At 71.0% G+C, this 23,538-nt stretch carries 25 protein-coding genes and 1 pseudogene; 6 read left to right on the top strand and 20 right to left on the bottom strand.

Annotation, left to right across the window (positions count from 1 at the left end; translation table 11 throughout):
* Positions 1-3: 3 nt before the first annotated feature.
* From ACYVMZ_RS24725 to ACYVMZ_RS24740, 4 genes and pseudogenes are all read right to left on the bottom strand, one after another.
* Positions 4-1,011 carry a methionine synthase gene (locus ACYVMZ_RS24725; RefSeq protein WP_461083193.1) on the bottom strand — a complete coding sequence of 336 codons (1,008 nt, stop codon included), beginning with the start codon at positions 1,009-1,011 and terminating at the stop codon, positions 4-6.
* Between the two features lie 57 nt (positions 1,012-1,068).
* Complete coding sequence (locus tag ACYVMZ_RS24730; RefSeq protein WP_461083195.1) at positions 1,069-1,767, bottom strand: SDR family oxidoreductase; 699 nt, start codon at positions 1,765-1,767, stop codon at positions 1,069-1,071.
* Between the two features lie 62 nt (positions 1,768-1,829).
* A complete protein-coding gene (locus ACYVMZ_RS24735) occupies positions 1,830-2,369 on the bottom strand; it encodes an LOG family protein (protein WP_461083197.1) in 540 nt (179 codons plus the stop codon).
* Positions 2,366-2,608: pseudogene (locus tag ACYVMZ_RS24740) on the bottom strand (methyltransferase); the annotation flags it as partial. The pseudogene ACYVMZ_RS24740 and the gene ACYVMZ_RS24735, both read right to left, overlap by 4 nt.
* Before the next feature lie 173 nt (positions 2,609-2,781).
* Between ACYVMZ_RS24740 and ACYVMZ_RS24745 the strand changes: the two are divergent.
* Both ACYVMZ_RS24745 and ACYVMZ_RS24750 read left to right on the top strand, forming a co-directional pair.
* Entirely contained in the window at positions 2,782-3,105 is a 324-nt protein-coding gene (locus tag ACYVMZ_RS24745) for a DUF427 domain-containing protein (protein WP_461083199.1), read from the top strand.
* Between the two features lie 52 nt (positions 3,106-3,157).
* Positions 3,158-3,937, top strand: a complete 780-nt coding sequence (locus tag ACYVMZ_RS24750; RefSeq protein ID WP_461083201.1) for an alpha/beta fold hydrolase — start codon at positions 3,158-3,160, stop codon at positions 3,935-3,937.
* A 461-nt stretch (positions 3,938-4,398) separates the two neighbouring features.
* Here ACYVMZ_RS24750 and mnmA read toward each other — a convergent pair whose 3' ends face one another.
* Positions 4,399-5,529, bottom strand: coding sequence for a tRNA 2-thiouridine(34) synthase MnmA (gene mnmA / locus ACYVMZ_RS24755; protein WP_461083203.1), 1,131 nt, complete (start codon positions 5,527-5,529; stop codon positions 4,399-4,401).
* A gap of 60 nt (positions 5,530-5,589) precedes the next feature.
* On the opposite strand from mnmA, the gene ACYVMZ_RS24760 reads away from it, so the two are divergent.
* Entirely contained in the window at positions 5,590-6,276 is a 687-nt protein-coding gene (locus ACYVMZ_RS24760) for an N-acetylmuramoyl-L-alanine amidase (RefSeq protein WP_461083205.1), read from the top strand.
* Between the two features lie 120 nt (positions 6,277-6,396).
* On the opposite strand, the gene ACYVMZ_RS24765 is transcribed toward ACYVMZ_RS24760, so the two are convergent.
* From ACYVMZ_RS24765 to ACYVMZ_RS24780, 4 genes are all read right to left on the bottom strand, one after another.
* Entirely contained in the window at positions 6,397-6,717 is a 321-nt protein-coding gene (locus ACYVMZ_RS24765; protein WP_461083207.1) for a GYD domain-containing protein, read from the bottom strand.
* Positions 6,718-7,364: 647 nt separating this feature from the next.
* On the bottom strand, positions 7,365-8,534 hold the full coding sequence (locus tag ACYVMZ_RS24770; RefSeq protein ID WP_461083209.1) for a cysteine desulfurase family protein: 1,170 nt from the start codon (positions 8,532-8,534) through the stop codon (positions 7,365-7,367).
* Between the two features lie 98 nt (positions 8,535-8,632).
* The gene (locus tag ACYVMZ_RS24775; RefSeq protein ID WP_461083211.1) at positions 8,633-8,899 is read right to left on the bottom strand and encodes a DUF4190 domain-containing protein; all 267 of its coding nucleotides are present in this window, start codon (positions 8,897-8,899) and stop codon (positions 8,633-8,635) included.
* A gap of 73 nt (positions 8,900-8,972) precedes the next feature.
* A complete protein-coding gene (locus tag ACYVMZ_RS24780) occupies positions 8,973-9,140 on the bottom strand; it encodes a hypothetical protein (RefSeq protein WP_461083213.1) in 168 nt (55 codons plus the stop codon).
* Positions 9,141-9,277: 137 nt separating this feature from the next.
* Here ACYVMZ_RS24780 and ACYVMZ_RS24785 point away from each other — a divergent pair, with 137 nt between their 5' ends.
* Positions 9,278-9,913 (top strand): TetR family transcriptional regulator, encoded by a 636-nt coding sequence (locus tag ACYVMZ_RS24785; RefSeq protein WP_461083215.1) that lies wholly within the window; start codon positions 9,278-9,280, stop codon positions 9,911-9,913.
* Here the strand turns inward: ACYVMZ_RS24785 and ACYVMZ_RS24790 are convergent.
* Positions 9,898-10,875, bottom strand: coding sequence for a helix-turn-helix transcriptional regulator (locus tag ACYVMZ_RS24790; protein WP_461083217.1), 978 nt, complete (start codon positions 10,873-10,875; stop codon positions 9,898-9,900). The two genes, ACYVMZ_RS24785 and ACYVMZ_RS24790, sit on opposite strands and share 16 nt — an antisense overlap.
* 101 nt (positions 10,876-10,976) lie before the next feature.
* Here ACYVMZ_RS24790 and ACYVMZ_RS24795 point away from each other — a divergent pair, with 101 nt between their 5' ends.
* The gene (locus ACYVMZ_RS24795) at positions 10,977-11,564 is read left to right on the top strand and encodes a TIGR03086 family metal-binding protein (protein WP_461083219.1); all 588 of its coding nucleotides are present in this window, start codon (positions 10,977-10,979) and stop codon (positions 11,562-11,564) included.
* Here ACYVMZ_RS24795 and ACYVMZ_RS24800 read toward each other — a convergent pair.
* Positions 11,551-12,411, bottom strand: coding sequence for a thioesterase family protein (locus ACYVMZ_RS24800; protein ID WP_461083221.1), 861 nt, complete (start codon positions 12,409-12,411; stop codon positions 11,551-11,553). The two genes, ACYVMZ_RS24795 and ACYVMZ_RS24800, sit on opposite strands and share 14 nt — an antisense overlap.
* Before the next feature lie 135 nt (positions 12,412-12,546).
* Between ACYVMZ_RS24800 and ACYVMZ_RS24805 the strand changes: the two genes are divergently transcribed.
* The gene (locus ACYVMZ_RS24805) at positions 12,547-13,776 is read left to right on the top strand and encodes an alpha/beta hydrolase (protein ID WP_461083223.1); all 1,230 of its coding nucleotides are present in this window, start codon (positions 12,547-12,549) and stop codon (positions 13,774-13,776) included.
* Here ACYVMZ_RS24805 and ACYVMZ_RS24810 read toward each other — a convergent pair.
* The 9 genes from ACYVMZ_RS24810 to ACYVMZ_RS24850 form a co-directional block, all read right to left on the bottom strand.
* Positions 13,685-14,341: a trimeric intracellular cation channel family protein gene (locus tag ACYVMZ_RS24810; RefSeq protein ID WP_461083301.1), complete on the bottom strand. Its 657-nt coding sequence runs from the start codon at positions 14,339-14,341 to the stop codon at positions 13,685-13,687. The genes ACYVMZ_RS24805 and ACYVMZ_RS24810 overlap by 92 nt on opposite strands.
* 63 nt (positions 14,342-14,404) lie before the next feature.
* On the bottom strand, positions 14,405-15,619 hold the full coding sequence (locus ACYVMZ_RS24815) for an ABC transporter ATP-binding protein (protein WP_461083303.1): 1,215 nt from the start codon (positions 15,617-15,619) through the stop codon (positions 14,405-14,407).
* Positions 15,620-15,642: 23 nt separating this feature from the next.
* Positions 15,643-16,740 (bottom strand): ABC transporter ATP-binding protein, encoded by a 1,098-nt coding sequence (locus ACYVMZ_RS24820; RefSeq protein ID WP_461083225.1) that lies wholly within the window; start codon positions 16,738-16,740, stop codon positions 15,643-15,645.
* Complete coding sequence (locus ACYVMZ_RS24825) at positions 16,737-17,735, bottom strand: ABC transporter permease (protein WP_461083227.1); 999 nt, start codon at positions 17,733-17,735, stop codon at positions 16,737-16,739. The genes ACYVMZ_RS24820 and ACYVMZ_RS24825 overlap by 4 nt, the downstream gene beginning before the upstream one ends.
* Before the next feature lie 110 nt (positions 17,736-17,845).
* Positions 17,846-19,636 carry an ABC transporter substrate-binding protein gene (locus tag ACYVMZ_RS24830; RefSeq protein ID WP_461083229.1) on the bottom strand — a complete coding sequence of 597 codons (1,791 nt, stop codon included), beginning with the start codon at positions 19,634-19,636 and terminating at the stop codon, positions 17,846-17,848.
* 70 nt (positions 19,637-19,706) lie between these two features.
* Positions 19,707-20,714: an ABC transporter permease gene (locus ACYVMZ_RS24835; protein ID WP_461083231.1), complete on the bottom strand. Its 1,008-nt coding sequence runs from the start codon at positions 20,712-20,714 to the stop codon at positions 19,707-19,709.
* Between the two features lie 311 nt (positions 20,715-21,025).
* On the bottom strand, positions 21,026-21,826 hold the full coding sequence (locus tag ACYVMZ_RS24840) for an enhanced serine sensitivity protein SseB C-terminal domain-containing protein (protein ID WP_461083233.1): 801 nt from the start codon (positions 21,824-21,826) through the stop codon (positions 21,026-21,028).
* Between the two features lie 184 nt (positions 21,827-22,010).
* The gene (locus ACYVMZ_RS24845) at positions 22,011-22,805 is read right to left on the bottom strand and encodes an enhanced serine sensitivity protein SseB (RefSeq protein WP_461083235.1); all 795 of its coding nucleotides are present in this window, start codon (positions 22,803-22,805) and stop codon (positions 22,011-22,013) included.
* A 63-nt stretch (positions 22,806-22,868) separates the two neighbouring features.
* The gene (locus ACYVMZ_RS24850; protein ID WP_461083237.1) at positions 22,869-23,534 is read right to left on the bottom strand and encodes an AAA family ATPase; all 666 of its coding nucleotides are present in this window, start codon (positions 23,532-23,534) and stop codon (positions 22,869-22,871) included.
* Positions 23,535-23,538: the final 4 nt, after the last annotated feature.

The raw sequence follows: 23,538 nt of genomic DNA on the forward strand, positions 1-23,538 counted from the left end.
CCGTTACTCTGGGTTGTCCGCGAGGGATCTCGCCGCCCGGACGCAGTGGGCGAGCGCCCCTCGCGCGTACTCGGGGGAAGCCCCCGCGAGCCCGCACGCCGGAGTGACCGTGACCGCCTCCGCGAGAAGTCCCGGTGACAGCCCCAGCCTGCGCCACAGCGTCCTGACACCCATGACGCTACCGGCAGGGTCTGACAATGGGCCGTCCGTGCCCGGGACGACACCGGCGAACAGCCGGGTGCCGCCCTCCACCGCCTCACCGATGATGTCGTCGTCACGCTCGGTGAGGAGCGAGAAGTCGAAGGAGACCGCCGCCGCGCCCGCCCGGCGCAGCAGGGCGAACGGGACGTCCGGCGCGCACGAGTGGACCACGACCGGGCCGGTGCCGTGCACCCCGACGACGTCCCGGAGCGTGGCCTCGACGATCTGCCGGTCGACGGCCCGGTGGGTGCGGTAGCCGCTGGCGGTCTTCACCTGGCCGCGCAGCACGGCGGTGAGGGACGGCTCGTCGAGCTGGAGGACGAGCTGCGCGCCGGGGACGCGTCGCTGCGTTTCGGTGAGGTGGAGGCGCAGGCCCTCGGCGAGCGAGGCGGCGAGGTCCCGGCAGGCTCCGGGGTCGGACAGGGCGGCCTCGCCGTTCCTCAGCTCCAGGCCGGCGGCAAGGGTCCACGGGCCGACGGCCTGCACCTTCAACGGCCCCTCGTACCCCTGCGTGAACTCCTCCAGGGCGTCGAGGTCCTGGCGGAGCCAGGAGCGGGCCCGCTGGGTGTCCCGGCCCGGCCGGTCCCCGAGCCGCCATCCGCTGGGCTCCACGCGCGCGTACAGCTCGACGAGCATTCCGGCGGTGCGCCCGATCATGTCCGCGCCGGGCCCCCGGGCGGGCAGCTCGGGCAGGAACGGGAAGTCCTCGAAGGTCCCGGTGACGGTCTTGGCGGCCTCACGGGCATCATCGCCGGGCATCGAGCCGACGCCGGTGGCGGCACCGAACCTGAACTGGCTGTTTTCGCTCACCACAGCAGCCTACGGAACCGCACCGACGAGGTCAGCGCCGGAAGGCCTCCGGCAACGTCAACGCCCCGGCCGCACCGTCAGGTCGTTGACCTCCGCGTCCCTCGGCAGGTCGAGGGCCATGAGGATCGTGGTCGCGACCGACTCGGGGTCGATCCACTTCGACGGGTCGTACTCCTTGCCCTCCTGCTGGTGGACCTTGGCCTGCATGGGGCTCGCCGTGCGGCCCGGGTAGACCGAGGTGACGCGGATGCCGTTCGCGTGCTCCTCGTGGCGCAGGGAGTCGGCCAGGGCCTTCAGGCCGTGCTTGGAGGCGGCGTACGCGGACCATTCGGCGTGGGCGTTCAGGCCCGCGCCCGAGTTGACGAAGATCACGTGGCCCCGGCTCGTGCGGAGCTGGGGCAGGAAGAGGCGGGTCAGCTCGGCGGGGGCGATCAGGTTGACGTTGAGCTGGTGCCGCCAGGTCTTCGGGGTCAGCTCGCCGACCGGGCCGAGGTCGACCACGCCGGCGATGTGCAGGAGGGAGTCCACCCGGTCGGGGAGCGTCTGGTGCGAGAAGGCCCAGGACAGCTTGTCCGGGTCCGCCAGGTCGCCGACCAGGGTGCGCGCGCCGGGGAACTCGGCCGCGAGCTCCTTCGCACGGGCCGCGTCGCGCGCGTGCAGCACGAGGTCGTCCCCGCGCGCGTGCAGCCGGCGGGCCACGGCCGCGCCGATGCCGGAACCCGCTCCGGTGATCACATGTGTAGCCATGCCCGCCATGCTCGCATCACCCCGGCTCACCTCACGCCCCGGCTCTCCCGCGGGCCGGGCTCACGCCGCTCTCACTCCACGCCCTGGCTCTCCTCCAGATACGCCAGTGCCCCCACCGGCTCCTCCGCGAAGAACACCAGGTCGCTCAGCGGCCGGGGCAGGAAGCCCTCGTCCTCCATGCGGCGGAACTGCTCCTTCAGGCCGTCGTAGAAGCCCGCGGTGTTGAGCAGGACCACCGGCTTGTCCGTGTGCCCGTGCTTCTTCAGCTCCAGGATCTCGGTCGCCTCGTCGAGCGTGCCGGTGCCGCCGACCATGATCACCACGGCGTCGGCCTTCTCCAGGAGCAGCTTCTTGCGCTCGGCCAGGTCGCGCGCGATCACCATCTCGTCGACGCCCGGGCGCGCCTTGGCCGCCAGGAACTGCACCGAGACGCCGACCAGCCGGCCGCCCGCCTCCTGCACCCCGTCGGCGACCACCTTCATGAGCCCGACGTCCGAGCCGCCCCACACCAGCGTGTGCCCGCCCTTGCCCAGCAGCTTGGCGAACTCCCGCGCGGGGCGTGTGTAGCGCTCGTCGAGGTCGGCGGCGGAGAGGAAGACGCAGATGTTCATGAGCCCACCGTAGGGGCCGGCTCGGACATCGCGGTCACCCGCATCTTGGACTGGCGGTGCGGAAGTTCCTCCCAGTCGTCCGTGAACCGGGACGACAGGCCGTGTTTCTCGGCGAGTTCGACCAGCGTCTGCGTCCGGTAGTAGAAGTCCTCGCGCAGGACGTGGTGTTCCTCTCCCTCCGTGCGGTCGAACGTGAAGTCCAAGAAGCGGCCGGGCGCGAGGATTCGGCCGACGTGGGCGGGGACGCGCTGCGGGTGGCGCAGGGCGTAGCGGACCTGGTGGGTGTGGCTGCTGCGGTTTCCGGACCGGGCTGCGGCTCCCATGAGGACCTCCTGTGGGCGGGTGCCGGGAAGAACTCGGCGACAGCGTGCGCTGTAACGCCTGGAGAGGGCTACCCCAGGGAGGCACGACCGTGACCGAAGGCCACCGCATCACCATCGAACGGGGCACACAGCGCGTCCGGGTCGTCCACGGCGGCCAGGTGCTCGCCGAGACGGACCGGCCGCTCCTCCTGAGGGAGACCGGCTGCCCCGTGCGGTACTACATCCCGGCCCAGGACGTACGGCTGGACCTGCTCACCCCGTCCGAGACCCACACCTACTGCCCCTTCAAGGGCACCGCCTCCTACTGGTCCCTGCCGGACGCGGCGGATGTGGTCTGGGCGTACCCCGACCCGAAGCCGGACGTGGCGGAGATCAAGGACCACTTGTGCTTCTACGAAGTGGAAGTGGCGTGAGCGGCGGTGTCGTGCCCGATTAATTCCGCGTCGTGCGGCAGTCTGCACAGGCATGGACAAGAAGATCCTTTCGCGTGACGGCACCTCCCTCGCGTACCAGAGCACCGGGCAGGGTCCCGCGGTCGTCCTCATCAGCGGCGCGATGTCGACGGGCGCCACGGTGGCGCCGCTGGCCGGGCCGCTCTCCCAGCGCTTCCAGGTCGTCGTCTACGACCGCCGGGGCCGCGGGGAGAGCGGGGACACCGCGCCGTACGCGGTGGAGCGCGAGGTCGAGGACCTGGCGGCGCTGATCGACGCGGCGGGCGGCCAGGCGTCGCTGTACGGCATCTCGTCGGGCGGCGCGTTGGCCCTGGAAGCGGCGGCGAGCGGGCTGCCGGTGCGGCGCGTGGCGGTGTACGAGACGCCGTTCGCGATGTCCGAGGACGAGGTGGAAGCCCGCGCGGAGTACACCGAGCGCCTTTCCGAGGCGCTCGGGCACGACCGGCGCGGGGACGCGGTCGAGCTCTTCCTGCGGCTGACCGGACTCGCCGAGGAGGTGATCCAGGGCGCCCGCCAGTCCCCCATGTGGGCCGACATGGAGGCGCTCGCGCCGAGCCTCGCATACGACGACGCGGTCATGGGCGACGGCCGGGTCCCCCGAGCCCGTCTGTCCTCGGTCACCGTCCCCGTCCTGGCCCTGGCGGGCGGCGCGAGCCCCGCCTGGATGCGCGAGGCGGCCCAGGCGGTCGCGGAGGCCGTGCCGGAGGGGACGTACCGCGTGCTGGAGGACCAGACCCACATGGTGGACCCGAACGTGCTGGCGCCGGTGCTGGCGGAGTTCTTCGCGGGGTGACGCGGCGACCGACGACGCGCCTGCGGGGCGCGCGCGTGGGCTCGAGCCCGCGGCGCGCCCTTTGAGGTGCCGTCGGCCCGGGGCAGGCACGAGCGGATCACCGGCACTGGCACCGGCTGCCGGACGCGGGAACCACGGCCGCCGGAGAGCCACGCGCGCGTACTGTGCCTGCGCGCATCAGGCGCGCGTCACGCGGCACCGACGCCGAGCCGACGTCCACGCCGACGCCGACGCCGACGCCGACGCCGACGCCGAGCGATGATCGCGCGACAGCAGCGCCGGGGCACACGCGTGCGTGCCGGGAGCCGAGACGCTCGGGCAGAAGCCGCGCTTCACGCTGAACGGCACACGCGTGCGCGCGGGGAACCGGGCAACGCCCGCGCGTGACGTCAACCCGGCCGCACGACGCACCATCACCCACGCCACGCGCGCGGACATCGGCCGGGCGGCACCACGTCTGCTCAGGCCACGCCCGCCGTCGCCCGTACCGTCGAGGCGATCGTCGCCGAGCCCACCACGCGCGTGCCGTCGTACAGGACGATCGCCTGGCCGGGGGCGACGCCGCGGACCGGCTCGGTGAAGGTGACCCGCAGTTCGCCGTCGACCAGTTCGGCGGTGACCTCCGTCTCGCCGCCGTGGGCGCGGAGCTGGGCCGTGTAGGTGCCGGGGCCGGTGGGGGCCGTGCCGCACCAGCGGGGCTTGATCGCCGTCAGGGCGGTGACGTCCAGGGCGGACGCCGGGCCCACCGTCACCGTGTTGGTCACCGGGGAGATGTCCAGGACGTAGCGCGGCTTGCCGTCGGGGGCGGGGGTGCCGATGCGCAGTCCCTTGCGCTGGCCGATGGTGAAGCCGTACGCGCCCTCGTGCGTGCCCAGCTTGGTGCCGGACTCGTCGACGATGTCGCCCTCGGACCTGCCGAGCCGCTGCGCCAGGAAGCCCTGGGTGTCGCCGTCGGCGATGAAGCAGATGTCGTGGGAGTCCGGCTTCTTGGCCACCGCCAGCCCCCGGCGCTCGGCCTCCGCGCGGATCTCCTCCTTCGTGGTGACCGTGTCGCCGAGGGGGAACATGGCGTGCGCCAGCTGCTTCTCGTCCAGTACACCCAGCACGTACGACTGGTCCTTGGCCATGTCGGAGGCGCGGTGCAGCTCGCGCCTGCCGTCGGGGAGGGTCACGATCTTCGCGTAGTGGCCCGTGCAGACGGCGTCGAAGCCGAGCGCGAGCGCCTTGTCGAGCAGTGCCGCGAACTTGATCTTCTCGTTGCAGCGCAGGCAGGGGTTCGGGGTGCGGCCGGCCTCGTACTCGGCGACGAAGTCCTCGACCACGTCCTCACGGAAACGGTCGGCGAGGTCCCAGACGTAGAACGGGATGCCGATGACATCGGCGGCGCGGCGGGCGTCCCGGGAGTCCTCGATGGTGCAACAGCCCCGCGCGCCCGTGCGGAACGATTGAGGGTTCGCGGAGAGCGCGAGGTGGACGCCGGTCACGTCGTGCCCCGCCTCGGCCGCGCGGGCGGCGGCGACGGCGGAGTCCACGCCGCCGGACATGGCGGCCAGGACGCGGAGGGGGCGGGAGCGCTGCGGGGTGTCAGTCATAGCCCTTCCAGGGTACGGGGGCGCGGGAACCAGAGCCGCCGAGTATCCGTTCACGATCACATGGGGGCGAGACGAGCATCCAGGGGCAAGGACGCGAACACGGACACGGACCGGCGCATCGGGCGGCGGGCCCTGATCGTCGGCGGGACGGCGGCGGCCGTGGGCACGGCGGCGGTGCTGGCGCGCGACGAACTGGCGCAGCTGTGGTGGCGCGCGCCCGGCGTCGAGAAGCCGCGCAAGGACGGCGAGGTCGACTACGCGGGCGCCCGGTGGGTGGCGGCGTCGGAGGCGAACTGGCGCCGCGCGGACCGGCCCGACGACTACGGCATAGACATGGTGGTCATCCATGTCACGCAGGGCAGCTTCAACAGCGCGGTGAAGGTCTTCCAGGACCCGGGGCACGGCGCGGCCTCGCACTACGTCGTCCGCAAGGACGGGCACATCGCGCAGATGATCCGCGAGCTGGACGTGGCGTACCACGCGGGCAACCGCGACTACAACGAGCGCAGCGTCGGCATCGAGCACGAGGGGTTCGTGGACCGGCCGGAGGGCTTCACGACCGAGATGTACGAGGCCTCGGCCCTGCTCACGGCCCGGATCTGCGCGCGCTACGACATCCCCGTCGACCGCGAGCACATCATCGGCCATGTGGAGGTGCCGGGGACGGACCACACCGATCCGGGGCCGCACTGGGACTGGGACCGCTACATGAGACTGGTGCGACGCGCACGTACGGCGCCGGCGTGAGCCCGTCCCGTGCTGTCCGCACGTGACGGGCCCGTGGGGCACGCGGCGCGCCGAGCGGGACGTGCGGGTCGGGCCACCGAGCGGACCGGGCGGCGCGCCCCGCCGAGCAGGCCCTGCCCGTCAGGCACCGAGTGCGCGGTAGTCCACCTTCCTGCGGACCGCTTCGTCGATCTCCTCGACTGTGAGCAGCACGACCGTGCTGGTGCGCACCCCGCCGCTCGCCGACGTGACCAGGCCGAGTGCGGCGGCGGAGACGTTGTCCGGCAGTTCCGCCGTGACGTAGACGTCGTCGTCACCAAAAGCCCAGTAGACCGACTCCAGGCGGCCTCCGAGGCTCTGCACCGTGCGCTCGACCACCTCACGGCGCGCGGTACCGCCCTCCTTGAGCAGGCCCTTCAGCCCGTCCGCGGTCAGTTTGACCTTGAAGAGGTACTTCGCCATCGAGTTCGCCCTTCAGAAGGTCCGGGGTGGCCCGGAGTACGCGATCCCCCTGCCTCCCATCCACCCCTCACCACTCCCGCCCCGCCACCGAGGGAGGTCCATGCGGGTGACATCCCGGGCAACACAGCCCGAGCAAAAAATCCGGTTCTAGGGGTTCCATCCGGAGATGGGCGTTTTATCATGGTTACAGGCCTACGGGACGAGTGAGGGAGCCACGACCGGAGATGCCGACTTGGGCGCGAAGCTTCGGCTTCCGCCGCGGCCGACGTCGACGGTCGGGCTGAGAGGCCGGAAGGTCGAGAGACTGGAAGGCGACCCCCACTACCTGATCCGGACAATACCGGCGAAGGGAACCCGTCTCGTAGGTCCCTTTCGTGTGTCCGGACTGTCTGTACTGTCTGTCCTTGGCCGTCTGTACTGTCTGCCCGGGCTGTCCTTGGCCGTCTGTACTGTCTGCCCGGGCCGCCTGTCCGGGCCGCCTGGCCGGGCGGCGCTAGTGCCGCATCGGACAACGTTTTCGGAGCGGTCAAGACGGTGGCGAGGCGTCTGCCGCCTGTTCCGCCGGGCCATGGCTGCGATCCGGCGCAGCACCCGAACGGTGCGTGGTGCGTCACCTACAGACCGGGCAAACGTCGCCTGTTGCGGCGCTAGGTGAGCCCGGCCGCCCGCGCCCGCTCCACCGCCGGGCCGATCGCCTTCGCCAGCGCCTCCACATCCGCCTCCGTCGAGGTGTGCCCGAGCGAGAAACGCAGGGTGCCGCGGGCCAGGTCCGGGGCGGTTCCGGTGGCGAGGAGGACATGGCTGGGCTGGGCGACGCCGGCGGTGCAGGCGGAGCCGGTGGAGCACTCTATGCCCTGGGCGTCCAGCAGGAGCAGCAGGGAGTCGCCCTCGCAGCCCGGGAACGTGAAGTGGGCGTTGGCCGGGAGGCGGCCCTCCGGTGCCGGGTCGCCGCCGAGGATCGCGTCGGGCACCGCCGTACGGACGGCCTCGATCAGGGCGTCGCGCAGCGCGCCGATCTCCCGCGCGAACCACTCGCGCTGCTGGGCCGCCAGCCGGCCGGCGACGGCGAAGGCGGCGACCGCGGGGACGTCGAGGGTGCCCGAGCGCACGTGCCGCTCCTGGCCGCCGCCGTGCAGCACGGGTACGGGGCTGTGCTCGCGGCCGAGGATCAGCGCGCCGATGCCGTACGGGCCCCCGATCTTGTGGCTGGACACGGTCATCGCGGCGAGACCGGAGGCGGCGAAGTCGACGGGGACCTGCCCGAAGGCCTGGACGGCGTCGGAGTGCAGGGGGACGTCGAACTCCCGTGCCACATCGGCCAGTTCGCGGATCGGCAGGACCGTGCCGATCTCGTTGTTCGCCCACATGACGGTGGCCAGGGCCACGTCGTGGGGGTTGCGGACGATCGCCTCGCGCAGGGCCTCGGGATGGACGCGGCCGTAGGAGTCGACCGGGAGGTACTCGACGGTGGCGCCCTCGTGTTCGCCCAGCCAGTGCACGGCGTCGAGGACCGCGTGGTGCTCGACGGGGCTGGCGAGGACCCGGGTGCGGGCCGGGTCGGCGTCGCGGCGCGACCAGTACAGGCCCTTGACGGCGAGGTTGTCGGCCTCGGTGCCGCCGGAGGTGAACACGACCTCGCTGGGGCGGGCGCCGAGGGCTTCGGCGAGAGTTTCGCGGGCCTCCTCTGCGGTGCGGCGGGCGCGACGGCCGGACGCGTGGAGGGAGGAGGCGTTGCCGGTGACGCTGAGGTGCGCGGTGAGTGCCTCGACTGCCTCGGGAAGCATCGGGGTGGTCGCGGCGTGGTCGAGGTAAGCCATGGTGAGGCCGATTCTACGGGGCTTCGTCGACCGGCCTCAGATGAAGGTCGGCCGGAAATACGCGGGTGCGGCTCACCCCGGCCGCCCGCCGCGGAGTTCTAGAAGCTCCACGAGATCGTGTTGTCCGCCTGCATGAACGCCGCCAGGACCACCAGGTCGGCGATGCCCAGGCAGAGGCCCAGCCAGGCGCGGCCCCGGCGCTGCGTGCCCCGCCACAGGGCGACGCTCGCCAGCACGATGGCGATCGGGCCGAGGAAGACGTTGAGGACGAGCAGGCCCACCAGGCCGAGGACGAAGGACGCGACGGCCATGCCGTCGGTGTCGTGGATACCGGTACGGCGGCTCGCCGGTGCGGTGAGGTGCATGGTGATCAGCTCCCGACGGTCAGGTCAGTTGACGAGGGGTGGTGCGCGGACGGGTGGTCAGTGGGCCTGGTGGTCAGTGGGCCCGCGGGTGGCGCCGGCGGCCGTGGCGCTCGCGGAGCGCGAAGATGCCGAGCCAGACGGCGATGACGACACCCGCGGCGACGGAGAAGCCGAGCGGCGCGTGGGCCACGGTGCCCAGGACGACACCCAGCAGCAGGAGTGCAGCGACGATGAACAGCATGGGTGAGATCCCCCAACTTGTCGGTGAACGACGGTGAACGACGGTGACCTATTTGTAGTTACAGTTGTTCACTGACTTCCCAGTCTAGTGTCCGGTATGACTTTCCAATTCCGGAGAACAGTTGTTAACTGCATGGTATGAGTCACACCCTCGGCATCCGGCAGGCCCAGAAGCAGAAGACCCGGCAGGCGCTCCTGGACGCGGCGCTCGGTCTGCTGGAGGAGCAGAGCCTGAGCAGCCTGGGCCTGCGTGAGGTCACCCGCGCCGTCGGGGTGGCCCCGACCGCCTTCTACCGGCACTTCCGGTCCACGGCCGACCTCGGCGTGGCCCTGGTCGAGGAGGCGCTGGGCAGCCTGCACCCGATGATCCGGACGACGGTGTCCACGGCGGGCGACAGCGAGGAACGCATCGCGCGCGCCATCGAGCTGATCGCCCGTCATGTGGACGCGTACCCCGCACATGTCCGGTTTATCGCCCGCGAGCGACATGGCGGAGTCCAGCCGGTGCGGGCGGCCATACGGGCCCAACTGACCCGGTTCGCCGAGGAGGTCAGGGACGAGCTGGCCAAGGACCCGGTGTCGGCGGGCTGGAGCGACGACGACCTGCTGATGCTCGCGAACCTCTACGTCGACCAGATGCTGATCACGGCCTCCCTCTTCCTGGAGGCACAGCAGGCCCCGGACGTCCCGGCGGAGGAGCGCGAGCGCGTCACGCAGGTCGCGATGCGGCAGTTGCGGCTGATCAGCATCGGCCGCCGTCACTGGCTGGACTGAGCCCCCCGCTGGTACAGCGCCACGACCGAGGCCGCCGCCCGGGCCAGTTCCTCGCGGACCTCGGGCGGGGAGACGACCTCCACCTGGTCGCCGAACATCAGCAGCTGGCGGGCCTCGGGGACCAGGCCGAACGTCAGGTGCGCGGTCACCCACGCACTGGTGCCGTCGTCGTCCGCGGCTGCCGCCAGCCAGGAGGCCAGCAGGCGCTGGAACATGTCGAAGCGCTCGCGCCGCACCCGCACCGTGACGTCGAGTCCGCCGGGGCGTTCCTCCACCTGGCGGCGCAGCACCTCCCAGACGTCGGCGAGTTCGATGCCGGGCCGGCGCCGGACCGGGTCGTCGAGCAGCACGGCCGACCGCACCCGGTCGGCCCGGAAGAGCCGGGGCGCGCCGCGCCGGTCGGCGACCAGGTACCAGACGCCCGCCTTGCAGACCAGGCCGTACGGGTCGACGGTGTACGTCCGCACCTCCTGCGCGCCGCTGTGCCGGTAGCGCAGGCGCAGCCGCCGGTCGGCGAACACCGCGTCCTGCAGGGTGTCCAGGTCGGCGGCGGCCTGCGGGCCGCCCTTCCAGCGGGTGGCGTCGACGAGGATGCGGCGGGAGGTGACCTCGGCGGCGGGCCGGTGCGGGGCCGGCAGCGCGGCCATCACCTTGCGCAGCGCCGAGCCGAGCGCCGCGTCCAGGCCGAGCGCGGCGTGCGCGCCCTGCGCGGCCAGGATGAACAGCGCGCGGGACTCGTCGGCGGTCAGGCCGGTGACGTCCGTACGGAAGCCCGCGAGCAGTTCGATGCCGCCGTGCCGCCCGCGTTCGGCGTACACCGGGACGCCCGCGGCCGACAGGGCCTCGACGTCGCGGTAGATGGTGCGCACCGACACCTCGAGCCGCTCGGCGAGTTCACGTGCGGGGACGCGGCCACGGGTCTGCAGGAGCAGCAGGATCGACAGCAGGCGGTCGGACTTCACGGCACCAGGATCGCGGCGGGCACCGGGCCCGGGCAAATGTTGACGGCTGTTGTCAGGTTATCCGGCCAGCCTCTGGTCGACGACTCACGGAAAGGCCGACCATGGACACCACCGCCCCCCGCCCCCTCTTCGCCCGCGCCACCGAGCAGGCCGCCGCGCTGATCAAGACCGTACGGGCGGAGCAGCTCGACGGCCCCACGCCCTGCACCGAGTTCGATGTGCGCACCCTGCTGAGCCATCTGGCCGGCGCCACCCACCGGGTCGCGGTCGCCGCCGAGGGCGGTGACGCGCTCGCCGTACGGCCGTTCGTCGACGGTGTGCCGGATGACGGCTGGACAGCCGCGTACGACGAGGCCAGGACGCGGGCCACGAAGGCCTGGGCGGCCGACGGCCGTCTGGACGCGCTGCTGCGCATGCCGTTCGGCGAGCTGCCCGGTCGTCAGGTCCTGGCCGGCTACGTCCTGGAGACGGTGGTCCACACCTGGGACCTGTCCGAGGCGCTCGGCCATCCCCTCGAACTCGACGCGGAACTGGCCGAGTTCGCACTCCCCGTCGCCCGCCGCATGCTGCCCGACGAGCGGCGGGGAGACCAGGTGCCCTTCGGCTCGGCGGTGCCGGCCCCCGAAGGGGCCGACGCCTACGGGCAGTTGGCGGCCTGGCTGGGGCGCAGGTCCCTCAGCGGAGCCTGACCCGGGCCAGCTGCCGGGACTGGGCCACCAGCCGGTCGGCGCTGTCCCAGACCTCGGCGTCCTCCTCCAGGAAGCCGCCGGCGAGGTTGCGCGTGGTGATCGACACGCGCAGCGGGCCCGGCGCCGGGCGGCACCGCACGTGCACGGTCAGCTCGACGGTGGGCACCCAGCCGGACAGCCCGAGCTCGAAGGCGGTGGGCGGCAGGGCGTCCACCGCCAGGAGCAGGGAGAGCGGGTCGGCGTCCCGGCCGTCCGCCAGCCCGAACCAGGCCCGCATCTCACCCCTGCCGGAGGGCTGTCCGAGCGCCCAGCCCAGGGTCGACGGGTCCAGCTTGAGCATCAGGCGGTCGGCGATGGCCGAGCTGCCGGAGACGGGAGCCGGTCCGTCCTCGGGGCCGAAGCACTGCTCCATCGGCGGGATCGCGGGCGGCCTGGCCGTCGTGCGGACGTCGTCGGGGAGGGAGTCCAGGTCGCCGTAGGAGGCGAGGACGCGGATGCGTTCGACCTCGTGGCCCTCCTCGTCGTACTGGAAGAGGGAGGCCTGGCCGGTCGACAGGGTCCGGCCGGTGCGGACGGTCTCGGTGCGGACGACCGCCGGGCCCGGCTGGGAGGCGGTCAGGTAGTGCGCCGAGATGGTGAAGGGGTCGGGGTGCGGCAGGGCGTCCGCGAGCGCGCGGCCGAGGACGGCCAGGAGGTAGCCGCCGTTGACGGCGTTGATGATCGTCCAGCCGGCGGAGAGGTCGATGTCGTAGACGCCGGGTGCGCGCAGGGTGACCGCGGTGTCGCGGTCGAACTCGCTGTCGCCGATCACGGCCCGCGTGGCCGGTGCGGAAGCTGCTTCTGGCATGGCTGAACAGTACAAGAAGTAACTACTAAGCGGTAGCTTTGGGTTGGTCGAGGTTGAGTGAGACGCGGGCAATTTCCCGGTAAGTGTCCGTACTCGTCCGTAAACCCGAGGCGCCGTCTCCCCCTCTGTAGGGGCATGAGCCTCACCGGGACTCCGTTCCTCTTCACGCTGATCGTGCTGGCCGTCGCCGCCCTCGCGCTGCCGCTCGTGCTGTGGTCGCGCGTCCGGGGACCGCGGGTGCTGCGCGCCGCCGCCCGGACGCTGATGCTGCTGTTCGCCCAGGGCACGGCCGTGGCCCTGGTCTTCGTACTGGTGAACAACGCCAACAACCTGTACGACAACTGGGCCGACCTGCTCGGCACCGGCAACCACGTCGAGCAGGCCGCCGACCTGGGGGCGGGCGGCACCGGCGGCATCGCGCTGAAACGGCTGCCGAAGGTCCGGCAGACCTTCGAGCCGGCCAGTGGTCCCGGCATGGGCGCGGCCGGCGGGGTGCGCGTCACCCAGCTCAAGGGCCGGGTGTCGGGCGTGAACGCCGAGGTGTACGTGTGGCTGCCGCCGCAGTACGACGAACCCGCCTACCGGCACCACAGGTTCCCGGTCGTGGAGCTGCTGCCGGGCTACCCCGGCTCGGCGAAGGCCTGGTTCGGCGCGCTGCACGCCCACGAGCAGCTGCTGCCGCTGATGCGCGACGGCCAGGTCGCCCCGTTCATCCTGGTGGCGCCGCGGACCAATCTGCTGGCCGGGGTGGACACCGGCTGCGCCAACATCCCGGGCACGGTCAACGCCGACACGTGGCTGAGCATCGACGTGCCGATGATGGTCATGGACAACTTCCGCGCCGAGGCCGCCCCGCGGGGCTGGGCCGTCGCCGGGTACTCGGCGGGCGCGCACTGCGCGGTCAAGCTCGCCGTCGCCCACCCGGACCGCTACCGGGCCGCCGTCAGCCTGTCCGGCTACAACGACCCGATCGGCGAACGCGACTCACTGGCCGCCCAGAACCCGGCCCTGCGCGCCGCGAACAACCCCTTCCTCCTCCTGAAGGAGGCCCGCACCCCGCCCCGGATCTCGCTCTACCTCTCCGGCCAGCCGCACGACGGCTACGAGGCGGCCGTGGCCCTCGAACAGATCGCGAAGGCGCCGACGAGCGTGCACGTGGTGTACGTCCCGAGGAGCGCGGGCGGGCACACCATGGCGCTGTGGCGGCCACAGGTGGTCCCGGCGTTCCGCTGGCTGACCGAGGTGATGGGCACACGCCACGTCATGAGGGGCGCTATTCCTCCCGCACCGTCGACCGCCGGTGCCACGCCCGCGGAGCTCGCCAGTGGAACCGCATCGCGAGCAGGCGCAGGACGAAAGCGGTGATCACCGCGAGGGCGCTGGTGAACGGGTTCAGGGCGTCGTAACGGATGCAGACGGCGACCAGCGCGGCGCCGACCATCGCCGGGACCGCGTACAGGTCGCGGTCCCAGCGCAGCAGCGAGGGCACCTCGTTGGCCAGCACGTCCCGGAGTACGCCGCCGCCCACGGCGGTCGCCAGGCCCAGGCAGGCCGAGGCGGTCAGGCCCAGCCCGTACTCGTAGGCCTTGGTCGTGCCGGCGACGCAGAACAGACCGAGGCCGGCCGCGTCGAAGATGTTCACCCCGCCCTGGATGCGCTCCACCTGCGGGTGGAGGAAGAAGACCAGCAAGGTGGCGAGCAGGGGGGTGATGAAGTACCCGAGGTCCGTGAAGGCGGCGGGCGGTACGGAGCCGATGACCAGGTCGCGGAACAACCCGCCGCCCAGGGCGGTGACCTCGGCCAGGACGGCGATGCCGAAGACGTCGAAGTTCTTGCGGACGGCCAGCAGGGCGCCGGAGATCGCGAAGACGAAGATGCCGACCAGGTCGAGCGTGTGCTGGACGGACGGGGTGAAGAGTTGCTGGAGCACCTTTACAGTCTTGCGCACAGAAAAGCCCCCGCCTTACAAAGCAAGGCGGGGGATCGATCTGGGCTACTTCTCCTTGGACGCCTCGTTGCTCGAGGAGGCCTCCACCTCCGCGGCCACGGCCGCCGACGTCTCCGCCGACTCGGCCAGCACCTCGTCGGCCACCAGCTCCGCCGCCTCCTTCGCGGCGGTCAGCAGCACCGTGTCCTGCGGGGCCTGGTCCTCGAAGTTCTCCGGGTGGTGGCAGGCCACCCGCTGGCCGGGCCGCAGCTCCAGCAGCGGCGGCTCGGTCGTCCGGCAGATCTCCGTGGCCTTCCAGCACCGGGTGTGGAAGCGGCAGCCGCTCGGCGGGGAGATCGGCGAGGGCACATCGCCCTTGAGCAGGATGCGCTCGCTCTTGGCCGACTTGCGCCGCGGGTCCGGGATCGGCACCGCCGACATCAGCGCCTTGGTGTACGGGTGCATCGGTGTCTTGTAGAGCAGATCGCGGTCGGCCAGCTCGACGATCTTGCCGAGGTACATCACCGCGATCCGGTCCGAGACGTGCCGGACGACCGACAGGTCGTGCGCGATGATCACGTAGGTCAGGCCCAGCTCCTGCTGGAGGTCGTCCAGGAGGTTGACGACCTGGGCCTGGATCGACACGTCGAGCGCGGAGACCGGCTCGTCGGCCACGACCAGCTTCGGGTTGAGCGCGAGCGCGCGGGCGATGCCGATGCGCTGGCGCTGGCCGCCGGAGAACTCGTGCGGGTAGCGGTTGTAGTGCTCGGGGTTGAGGCCGACCACCGACAGCAGCCGCTGGACCTCCTTCTTGATGCCGCCCTCGGGCGTGACGCCCTGCAGCCGGAAGGGGGCGCCGACGATCGTGCCGATGGTGTGGCGCGGGTTCAGCGACGAGTACGGGTCCTGGAAGATCATCTGCACGTCGCGGCGCAGGGGGCGCATGCCGCCGACGCCGAGGTGTGTGATGTCCTTCCCCTCGAACTCGACCTTCCCGGCGGTGGGTTCGAGCAGCCGGGTGATCAGCCGGCCCATCGTCGACTTGCCGCAGCCCGACTCGCCCACGACGCCCAGGGTTTCGCCGGCCCTGACCTCGAAGTCGATGCCGTCGACCGCGCGCACCGCGCCGACCTGCCGCTGGAGCAGGCCCTTGCGGATCGGGAAGTGCTTCTGGAGCCCGGTCACCTTCAGCAGGATGTCGCCGCCGGCGGCGTCCTTGGTGAGCGTGGCGGCGCCTGCGGCCTTCGCCTCGGTGCCGTCGCTCTTCGCGGGAGTGGTCAGGGCCGTGTCCTTGGAGTTCTCGCTCACAGCTTCGGCGCAATCTCTTCGGTCCAGATACGCTCCCGCTGCTCCTTGGTCAGGTGGCAGGCGGCCCAGTGCCGGCTGCCGACCTCGGCCAGCTCGGGGCGGACCGTGCGGGTGACGTTGTCCTTGGGTACGTCGGCGTACGGGCAGCGTGGGTTGAAGGCGCAGCCGGACGGAACGTTGATCAGGGAGGGCGGGGAGCCCTTGACCGGGATGAGGCGCTCCTGCTGCTCACGGTCGAGGCGCGGCATCGAGCCGAGCAGGCCCCAGGTGTAGGGGTGGCGGGGCTCGTAGAACACCTTCTCGGCCGGGCCCCGCTCGACGCAGCGGCCGCCGTACATCACCAGGATGTCGTCGGCGAGCTCGGCGACGACGCCCAGGTCGTGCGTGATGACGATGACCGCGGAGCCGAACTCCTTCTGCAGATCCCGGATGAGGTCGAGGATCTGCGCCTGGACGGTCACGTCGAGGGCGGTCGTCGGCTCGTCCGCGATGAGCAGTTCGGGGTTGTTGACCAGCGACATCGCGATCATCGCGCGCTGGCGCATACCGCCGGAGAACTCGTGCGGGTAGCTGTCGACGCGCTTGTCCGGCTGCGGGATGCCGACGCGGTCCAGCATCTCCACGGCACGGCGCTTGGCGGTCTTCTTGTCCACGTCGTGGTGGATGCGGTACGCCTCCACGATCTGCTGGCCGATCGTGTAGTACGGGTGCAGCGCGGACAGCGGGTCCTGGAAGATCATCGCCATCTGGCGGCCACGCAGCTTGCGTACATGGTCCGGGTCGGCGGACAGCAGTTCGGTGCCGTCCAGCCAGATCTCGCCGGAGATCCGGGCCTTGCGCTTGCCGTACTGGCCGGCGGTGTGCAGGCCCATGATGCCGAGCGAGGTCACCGACTTGCCGGAGCCCGACTCGCCCACGATGCCGAGGGTCTTTCCCTTCTCCAGCTGGAAGCTGAGCCCGTCGACGGACTTGACCAGGCCGTCGTCGGTCGGGAAATGCACCTTCAGGTCGCGCACTTCCAGGAAGGCGGTCGGCGCCGGCGAGTCGGTCGTGGGCTCGCCCACGGCCGCTCCGGCCTTGCTGAGTTCGGTCATGCGAGCCTCACTCGGGGGTCGATCACGGCGTACAGGACGTCCACCACGAGGTTGGCGATGAGCACCGCGACGGAGGTGATCAGGGTGACGCCCAGGATGACGGGCAGGTCCTGGTTCTTGATCGCGCCCAGAACAGCCTGGCCCAGGCCGGGCAGGCTGAACGTCGTCTCGGTCAGGATGGCGCCGCCGATGAGCGCGCCGAGGTCCATGCCGAGCATGGTCAGGATGGGCGTCATCGTCGAGCGCATGGCGTGCTTGCGGATGACGACCTGTTCGCGCAGGCCCTTGGCGCGGGCGGTGCGGATGTAGTCCTCGCCGAGGATCTCCAGCATGGTGGCGCGGGTGATCCGGGCGTACATCGCCGCGTACAGGAACGCGAGGGTGATCCACGGCAGGATCATGCCGCCGAGCCAGCCGGTGAAGCTCTCCTCCAGGGGCACGTACTCCGCGTTGATCCAGCCCAGCCCGTAGGAGAAGATCGCGAGGCTGAGCAGACCGGTGAAGTAGATCGGGAGGGAGACACCCGCGAGGGCGACGACCATCGCACCGCGGTCCCACAGGCTGCCCCGCTTGAGCGCGGAGAGGACACCCGCCGTGACACCGAGCAGCAGCCACAGCACGGCGGCACCGAGCGCGAGCCCCAGGGTCACCGGGAAGCGGTCGGTCAGCACCGGCCAGATGGCCTGTTCGCTGCGGAAGGAGTAGCCGAAGCACGGCGCGGCGCAGTTCGTCACGTCACCGCCGGCCGCGTAGGTGCGGCCCACGAAAATGCCCTTGAAGAACTCCCAGACCTGGACGTAGATCGGGTCGCTCAGGCCCAGCTTCTGCCGCACGGCCTCGACGGCTGCGGGGTCGGCCTGCTTGCCCACGAAGCTGGTGGCGATGTCGACGCCCGCCCACTTGGGGACGAGGAAGAAGATGCCGAAGACCACCATGATGATGACCACGAGCATCACTACGGCGGCGAACAGCCGCCTGATCAGGTAAGCGAGCACAGATCTCGGCCCGCCGCGGACCGCGGGCCGCCGGAGGTCCTCCGGTGGCCCGCGGTCACGCCGCGCCGGCCTTCACCTGCCTTTCGTGCCGTACGGCGGGTGTGCCGGGTTTACTTCGCGGACTTCAGGCCGAGGTTGACGAAGTCGTACATGCCGCTGTACGCGTCCGTCGTGTAGACGTTGGCCAGTCGGTTCGAGCGCCAGTTGATGAACTTCTCGAAGACGAAGGGCAGGTAGTAGCCGCCCTCCATGACCTTGTGGTTGATCTCCGTGGCGATCCTGGTCTTCTCCGCGTCGTCCAGCGTGGTGACGTACTTGTCGAACAGGCCGTCGATCGTCTTGTCCTTGATCAGGGCGAAGTTGTTGTTGCCGCTCTCGAGGATGTAGCTGCTGTCCCACAGCGGCATGCCGTAGCCCTGGACGGACGGGAAGTCCGGGCCCCAGCCCATGATGATGATGCCGTAGCCCTTCTTCTTCACGTTCGAGGGGCTGCCGATGATGCCGGTGCTCTGCGAGCCGTCGTACTGGTCGATGTCGACCTGGATGCCGACCTTCTTCAGCGAGGCCTGGAGGGACTCGGCGGTGGCCACCTCGGCCGGCTTGTTGTTGCGCACGGCGATGGTGGTCTTGAAGCCGTTCGGCTTGCCGCAGGCCTTCAGCTCTTCCTTGGCCTTGGCGACGTTGCCCTTCTTGTTGGCGCCGGCGAGCTCGTACGGGTCGTACTTCTGGCCCTCGGCGCCCGGGACGGACGGCGGCAGCATGTTGGTGCCGATGTCACCGCCGGCGATGGGGCCGCCCCGCGCGTTCTGCAGCGACACGTGGTCGGCGCCGTAGATGACGGCCTTGCGGCAGTGGATGTTGTCGAACGGCTTTACGCTCTGCGGGAAGACCGCGTAACGGATGTAGCCGGAGACCGGGTTGTCCAGGTTGGCCTTGTGCTGCTTCAGGGCGGTGGTGCGGCCCTGCGGCGACATGCCGGTCTGGTTGATGTCCAGGTCGTAGTCGCCGGCGACCAGGCGCGCGTCCATGTCGTTGGCGTTCGAGAAGAACTTGACCGTGATCTTGTCCGGGTACGCCTTGCGGATCGGGTCCGAGGACTGCTTCCACTCGGTGTTGCGGACCAGGGTGAGGTCCTTGCCCGGGTTGTACGACTGGAACTTGTACGGGCCGGAGGAGAACGGGCGCAGGCCGTACTTGGACTTGGTGTCCTTGTCCTGGCGGACCGGGGAGGCCGAGGTGAGGGCCAGCATCTCCTCGAAGTCCGAGTTGGGCGTCGGCAGCTTGAAGACGATGGTCTTGTCGTCCGGCGTCTCGATGGCCTTCAGGCCCAGCTTGTCCTTGGACTTGTCCTTGTACGGACCCGGGTACTCGCCCTTCGGGTCGAGCACGTCCTTCAGGTACACCGGGCCGCCGGACAGCACGTCCTGCGCCCAGACGCGCTCGATGCCGTACTTGATGTCCTTGGAGGTGATCGGCTTGCCGTCCTCCCAGGTGATGCCGTCACGCAGGGTGTACGTGTAGGTCTTCTTGTCGGCCGAGATCTTGGCGAGCCCGGTGGCGAGGTCGGGGGTCAGCTCGGTGCCGGCCTTGCCCGGCTCCGTCTTGCTCGTGACGAGCTGACGGCTGTAGTAGCGGGAGAAGTTCCACATGAAGCCGTAGTAGCCGCGCGTGGTGTCCCACGAGTCGGCGTCCTGGACGCCGGCGAACTTCAGCGTGCCGCCCTTCTTGGCGAGGGAGGCCTGGGCGACCTTGTTGTTCGCGGCGTTGAAGCCGGCCGCGCCGTTCTTCGAGCCTTCCTTGTCGTTGCCGCCGCCGCACGCCGCCGTGGTCAGCAGCGCGGCGACCACGGCTGCAGCGGCCATGGCCTGCTTGCGCCGCCCTGAGGTGCGTTGGGTAGTCACGATCTCGGATCCTCCGGATTAGATGAGAGACCCCGTGCCAGGTGCCACGGGTCGCTGTGGGTACGGCAGTTCAGCGGGAGCCCTTCGGGTCCAGCGCGTCACGCACGCCGTCGCCGAAGAGGTTGAAGGCAAGAACGGTGATGAAGATCGCCACGCCCGGGATCACCATGTACATGGGATCCGAGTCGTAGTAGTCGATCGCGCTCGAAAGCATCTGCCCCCAGGAGGCCGTGGGCGGCTTGACGCCCACGCCCAGGAAGCTGAGTGCCGCCTCGGTGAGGATGTTGGTGGGGATCATCATCGTCGTGTACACGATGATGGGCGCGACGAGGTTGGGCAGAAGTTCCCTGAAGAGGATGTAGAACCGGCCGGCGCCGAGCGATCTGGCCGCCTCGACGTACTCCCGCTCGCGCAGTGAGAGCGTCTGGCCGCGCACCACACGGCCGATGTAGGGCCAGCCGAAGAACCCGATGACCAGGATCATCACGAACAGGCGCACGCCCGTGCCGGTGAGTCCCAGCATCTGGTTCGGCATGACCGAGACCAGCGCGATGATGAACAGCAGTTGCGGGAAGGCCAGCAGGCCGTCCATGACACGGCTGATGAGGGCGTCGACCCAGCCGCCGAAGAAGCCGGCCAGGACACCCAGGACGGTGCCGATCACGACGGCGACGATCGCGGACAGGAAGCCCACGAGGAGTGAGATCTGGGCGCCGTAGACGATACGGGCGAAGATGTCGCGGCCGCTGACCGGCTCGACACCCAGCAGGTGCTCGCCGCTGATGCCGCCCAACGCGCCCTTGGGAGTGCCGAACAGAGGGTCGATCAGGTCCTCGTGGTGCGTCTCGGGATCCTGGCCCACCAGGTTCGTGATGACCGGCGCCAGCAGCGCGACCGCGATGAGCAGGAGCACCACGACGCCACCCACGAGGGCGAGTTTGTCCCGTTTAAGACGCTCCCAGGCGATGCGCCCCAGGGAACGCCCCTGTACGGCCTTCGCCTCGCCGCCGGCTACCGCCGCTTCCTCGGCCGCACTCGGGGCCGCTTCGGCGGTCGGCTCGTGCAATGGTGCCGTCATCAGGCAGGGACCCCTCTCAACCGGCGGTGACCGGCACGCACTTCGCCGCTGTGGCGGCGTGATCAGTCCGTCGTACACAGGGGCGAACGCCCCTGGTGCGGGAGTCTTCAACGCTTCGGCGTTTTGTTGCCAGACTTGGCGGTGAATGGATGCGTAAACGTGATGCTGGCTGGGGGGTTCCGTTATCCGAACAGCGGGTAACGGCGGTCGGACGCAGGCAAGTTGGGACATTCCGGGTGGCGCGGGATCTTCCACCCTCATCTACGCGCGAAGAAGTGTGTCCGCCGCGACGAGGGGCGGTGCGGGGGCGGTCAGTACCGGCCCTGCGCCGGCGGGTATCCGTAACCGGCCGCCGGGGCCTGGGCGGGGGCGGCGGCGTGGGCCTCGCGGTCGTAGAAGGGGCGGGCGTTGGCGCGCAGCCACATCGCGACCGGGTCGTGCTCGTCGGACATCGCCACGGTCGACACGGGCAGGCCGTCCGGAACTGCGCCGATGGACTGCTGCATCATCGCGCGCACGGCGTCCACGGCGGGCGGGGAAGTGTCGTACACGTCCAGGCCGATGGCCAGGTACGGCGCCCCGAGCGCGGGCTGCACCCAGGCGCGGCGCAGCGAGCGGACGGCCGGGGTGCGGTGGGCGTTCTGCGCGAGGAGGGCGTAGAACTGCGGGATCTCGATGGCCGGTTCGGACAGCCGGAGAGGGCCTGCGGGCTGGCGGTCCAGGCCGGTGGCGATCCGGCGCAGGTCGAGCCAGGGGATGCCGACGCCGCCGCCCGGGGCGTGCGGGTTGAGCCAGAGGCCGTAGTGGTCGGGGTAGAGGGCCCGGGCCACCTCCAGGCCGTCGACCACCTCGTACGAGCGGTTCCAGCCGCTGGCGCTCAGTTCCTGGGCGGAGGTGACGCAGGGGGCGTAGCCGTAGCCGTCGACCTCCATGTTCCCGTACTGGGCGTCCGGGGAACCGGCCTGGCCGTGCCACAGCAGCATCCAGACCTGGCCGGTGGAGGGGGTGGCGAGCGCGCGCAGGAGTGCCTCGTAGGCGTCGTAGCGCCCGGGCGTCACCTGGCGCAGCATGTGCTCGACCTGGCCGGCCGCGGCTGTGCCGCTCGCGCTCACGTTTTTACCGCCCCTTCGTACAACACCCTCGACCCAACCGTGCGACTAGCTTAAGCCTGCCTCCGAGCTCGGGGCTTGGTGCCGTTCTCGCGGCTGCGGGTTGTGTGTGGCTTGTCGCGCCCGCGCGGCGGAGCCGCATAGCTACACAGCCCCGCGCCCTTGGGTATGCGCCCCTTGAGGTGGCTCACTGGCCCTGGGTGTAGAAAGGCCGGACCCTTTCCCGCATCCAGTCGCCCACCGGGTCCTGGGCGACGTCGAGGAGGACGAGGTTGACGGGCCAGGTGACCGGGGCCTTGGTCAGGGCCCGGCCGAGGGCCTCCAACGGCAGTGCGCGCAAGTCTCCCTCCCACTGGGAGAGCTCGACGCCGACGAACATGACCGGGTCGGCCGTCTCGATGGCGGCGAGGCAGCGGCGGGCGGTGAGGACCACCCCGATGCCCTCGAACTCGGCGGAGGCCGCGGAGAGGAAGTCCACCGGGTCGTCCTGCCAGTCGGGTTCGAAGAGGCGGACCCGGCCGCCGCTCGCGGGACCGTCGAGCGGGGTGCGTCCGACCCGGCACAGTTCGGCCACGGCGGGCGGCGGCAGCGGGATGCCGACCACACCGCCCGGGTTGACGGCGATCCCGGCCTGCGGGGGCAGGCCGCGGGCGAACTCCACGGCCGGGGCGATGGTGTACGCCATGTGGGCGCCGACCACCTGGCGGAACTGCTCCTCGGAGCTGAACACCGGCACATACGCCTGCCCCTCGATCTCCAGGGAGGGCAGGTCGAGGGGGCCGCTGTGCGGGCCGCCGCCATTGGGCAGCGGGATCCAGACGAAGCTCCGGCCGAGCACCTCGATGATCCGGCCGCCGGCCGACGGTCCGACGCCGAGGGACGCCGAGAGCACCTCCTCCAGCTCGTTGCCGGGCCATCCGCCGTGCGGGTGGGGGTGCGCCTGCGCCGGGAAGTCCGCGGAGAAGTCCGCCGGGAAGTCCATCTGCCTACCGCCTGCCTGGAACCTGCTGTGGCTGAAAGGCTAACCGGTACCGCACCCCGGCGTTCAGCCCGTGAAGCCGATGCGGCGCAGGGTGTTCGCCGCGTCCCGGTCCACGAGGATCGCCGAGCCGCAGCCGGCGGGCAGGTCGCCCTTCTCGACGGAGCGCAGCAGGCGGGTGGTGGCCGCGCGGTGCCGCAGGAAGGCGTAGCGCGAGACCCCGCGGCCGCGTTCGCGCTGGCCGGCCAGGGCCTGTTCCGGCGTGACGTCGAGCAGCAGCAGGTGCAGGACGCCGCCCCGGCGGCGGGCCTCGCGGGCCAGCCAGCGGCGCACCCAGGCCTGCGTGCCGCAGTCGTGCACGACGATCCCTTCGCCGGTGCGCAGGGCGCGGCGCAGCCCGGTGTAGTGGGCGAGGCGGACGAGCGGGCGGTAGACGGCGTAGGGGAGGAAGCGGGGCATCCGGGTGTCCCAGCGGTCGCGCGTGTCCTGGGAGTCGATGCGCACCCCCTTGACGGCGCGCCGCATGAGGGTGGACTTGCCGCTGCCGGGCAGACCGGTGATCACGACGAGGTCCTGCGGGGCGAAGAGCAGGGCGTGCGGGCTGCGGCCGCCCCTCTCCCGCAGATCACGGACGACGGGTGACCGCAGTGGGCCGCACGCCTCCCGAGCCGGGTCGGGCTGCTTGGGCAGCGCCATGCCCGTGGTCGTGGCGTACGCCGTGGTCCTGTTCACCGTG

It is taken from the genome of Streptomyces deserti (assembly GCF_054782695.1).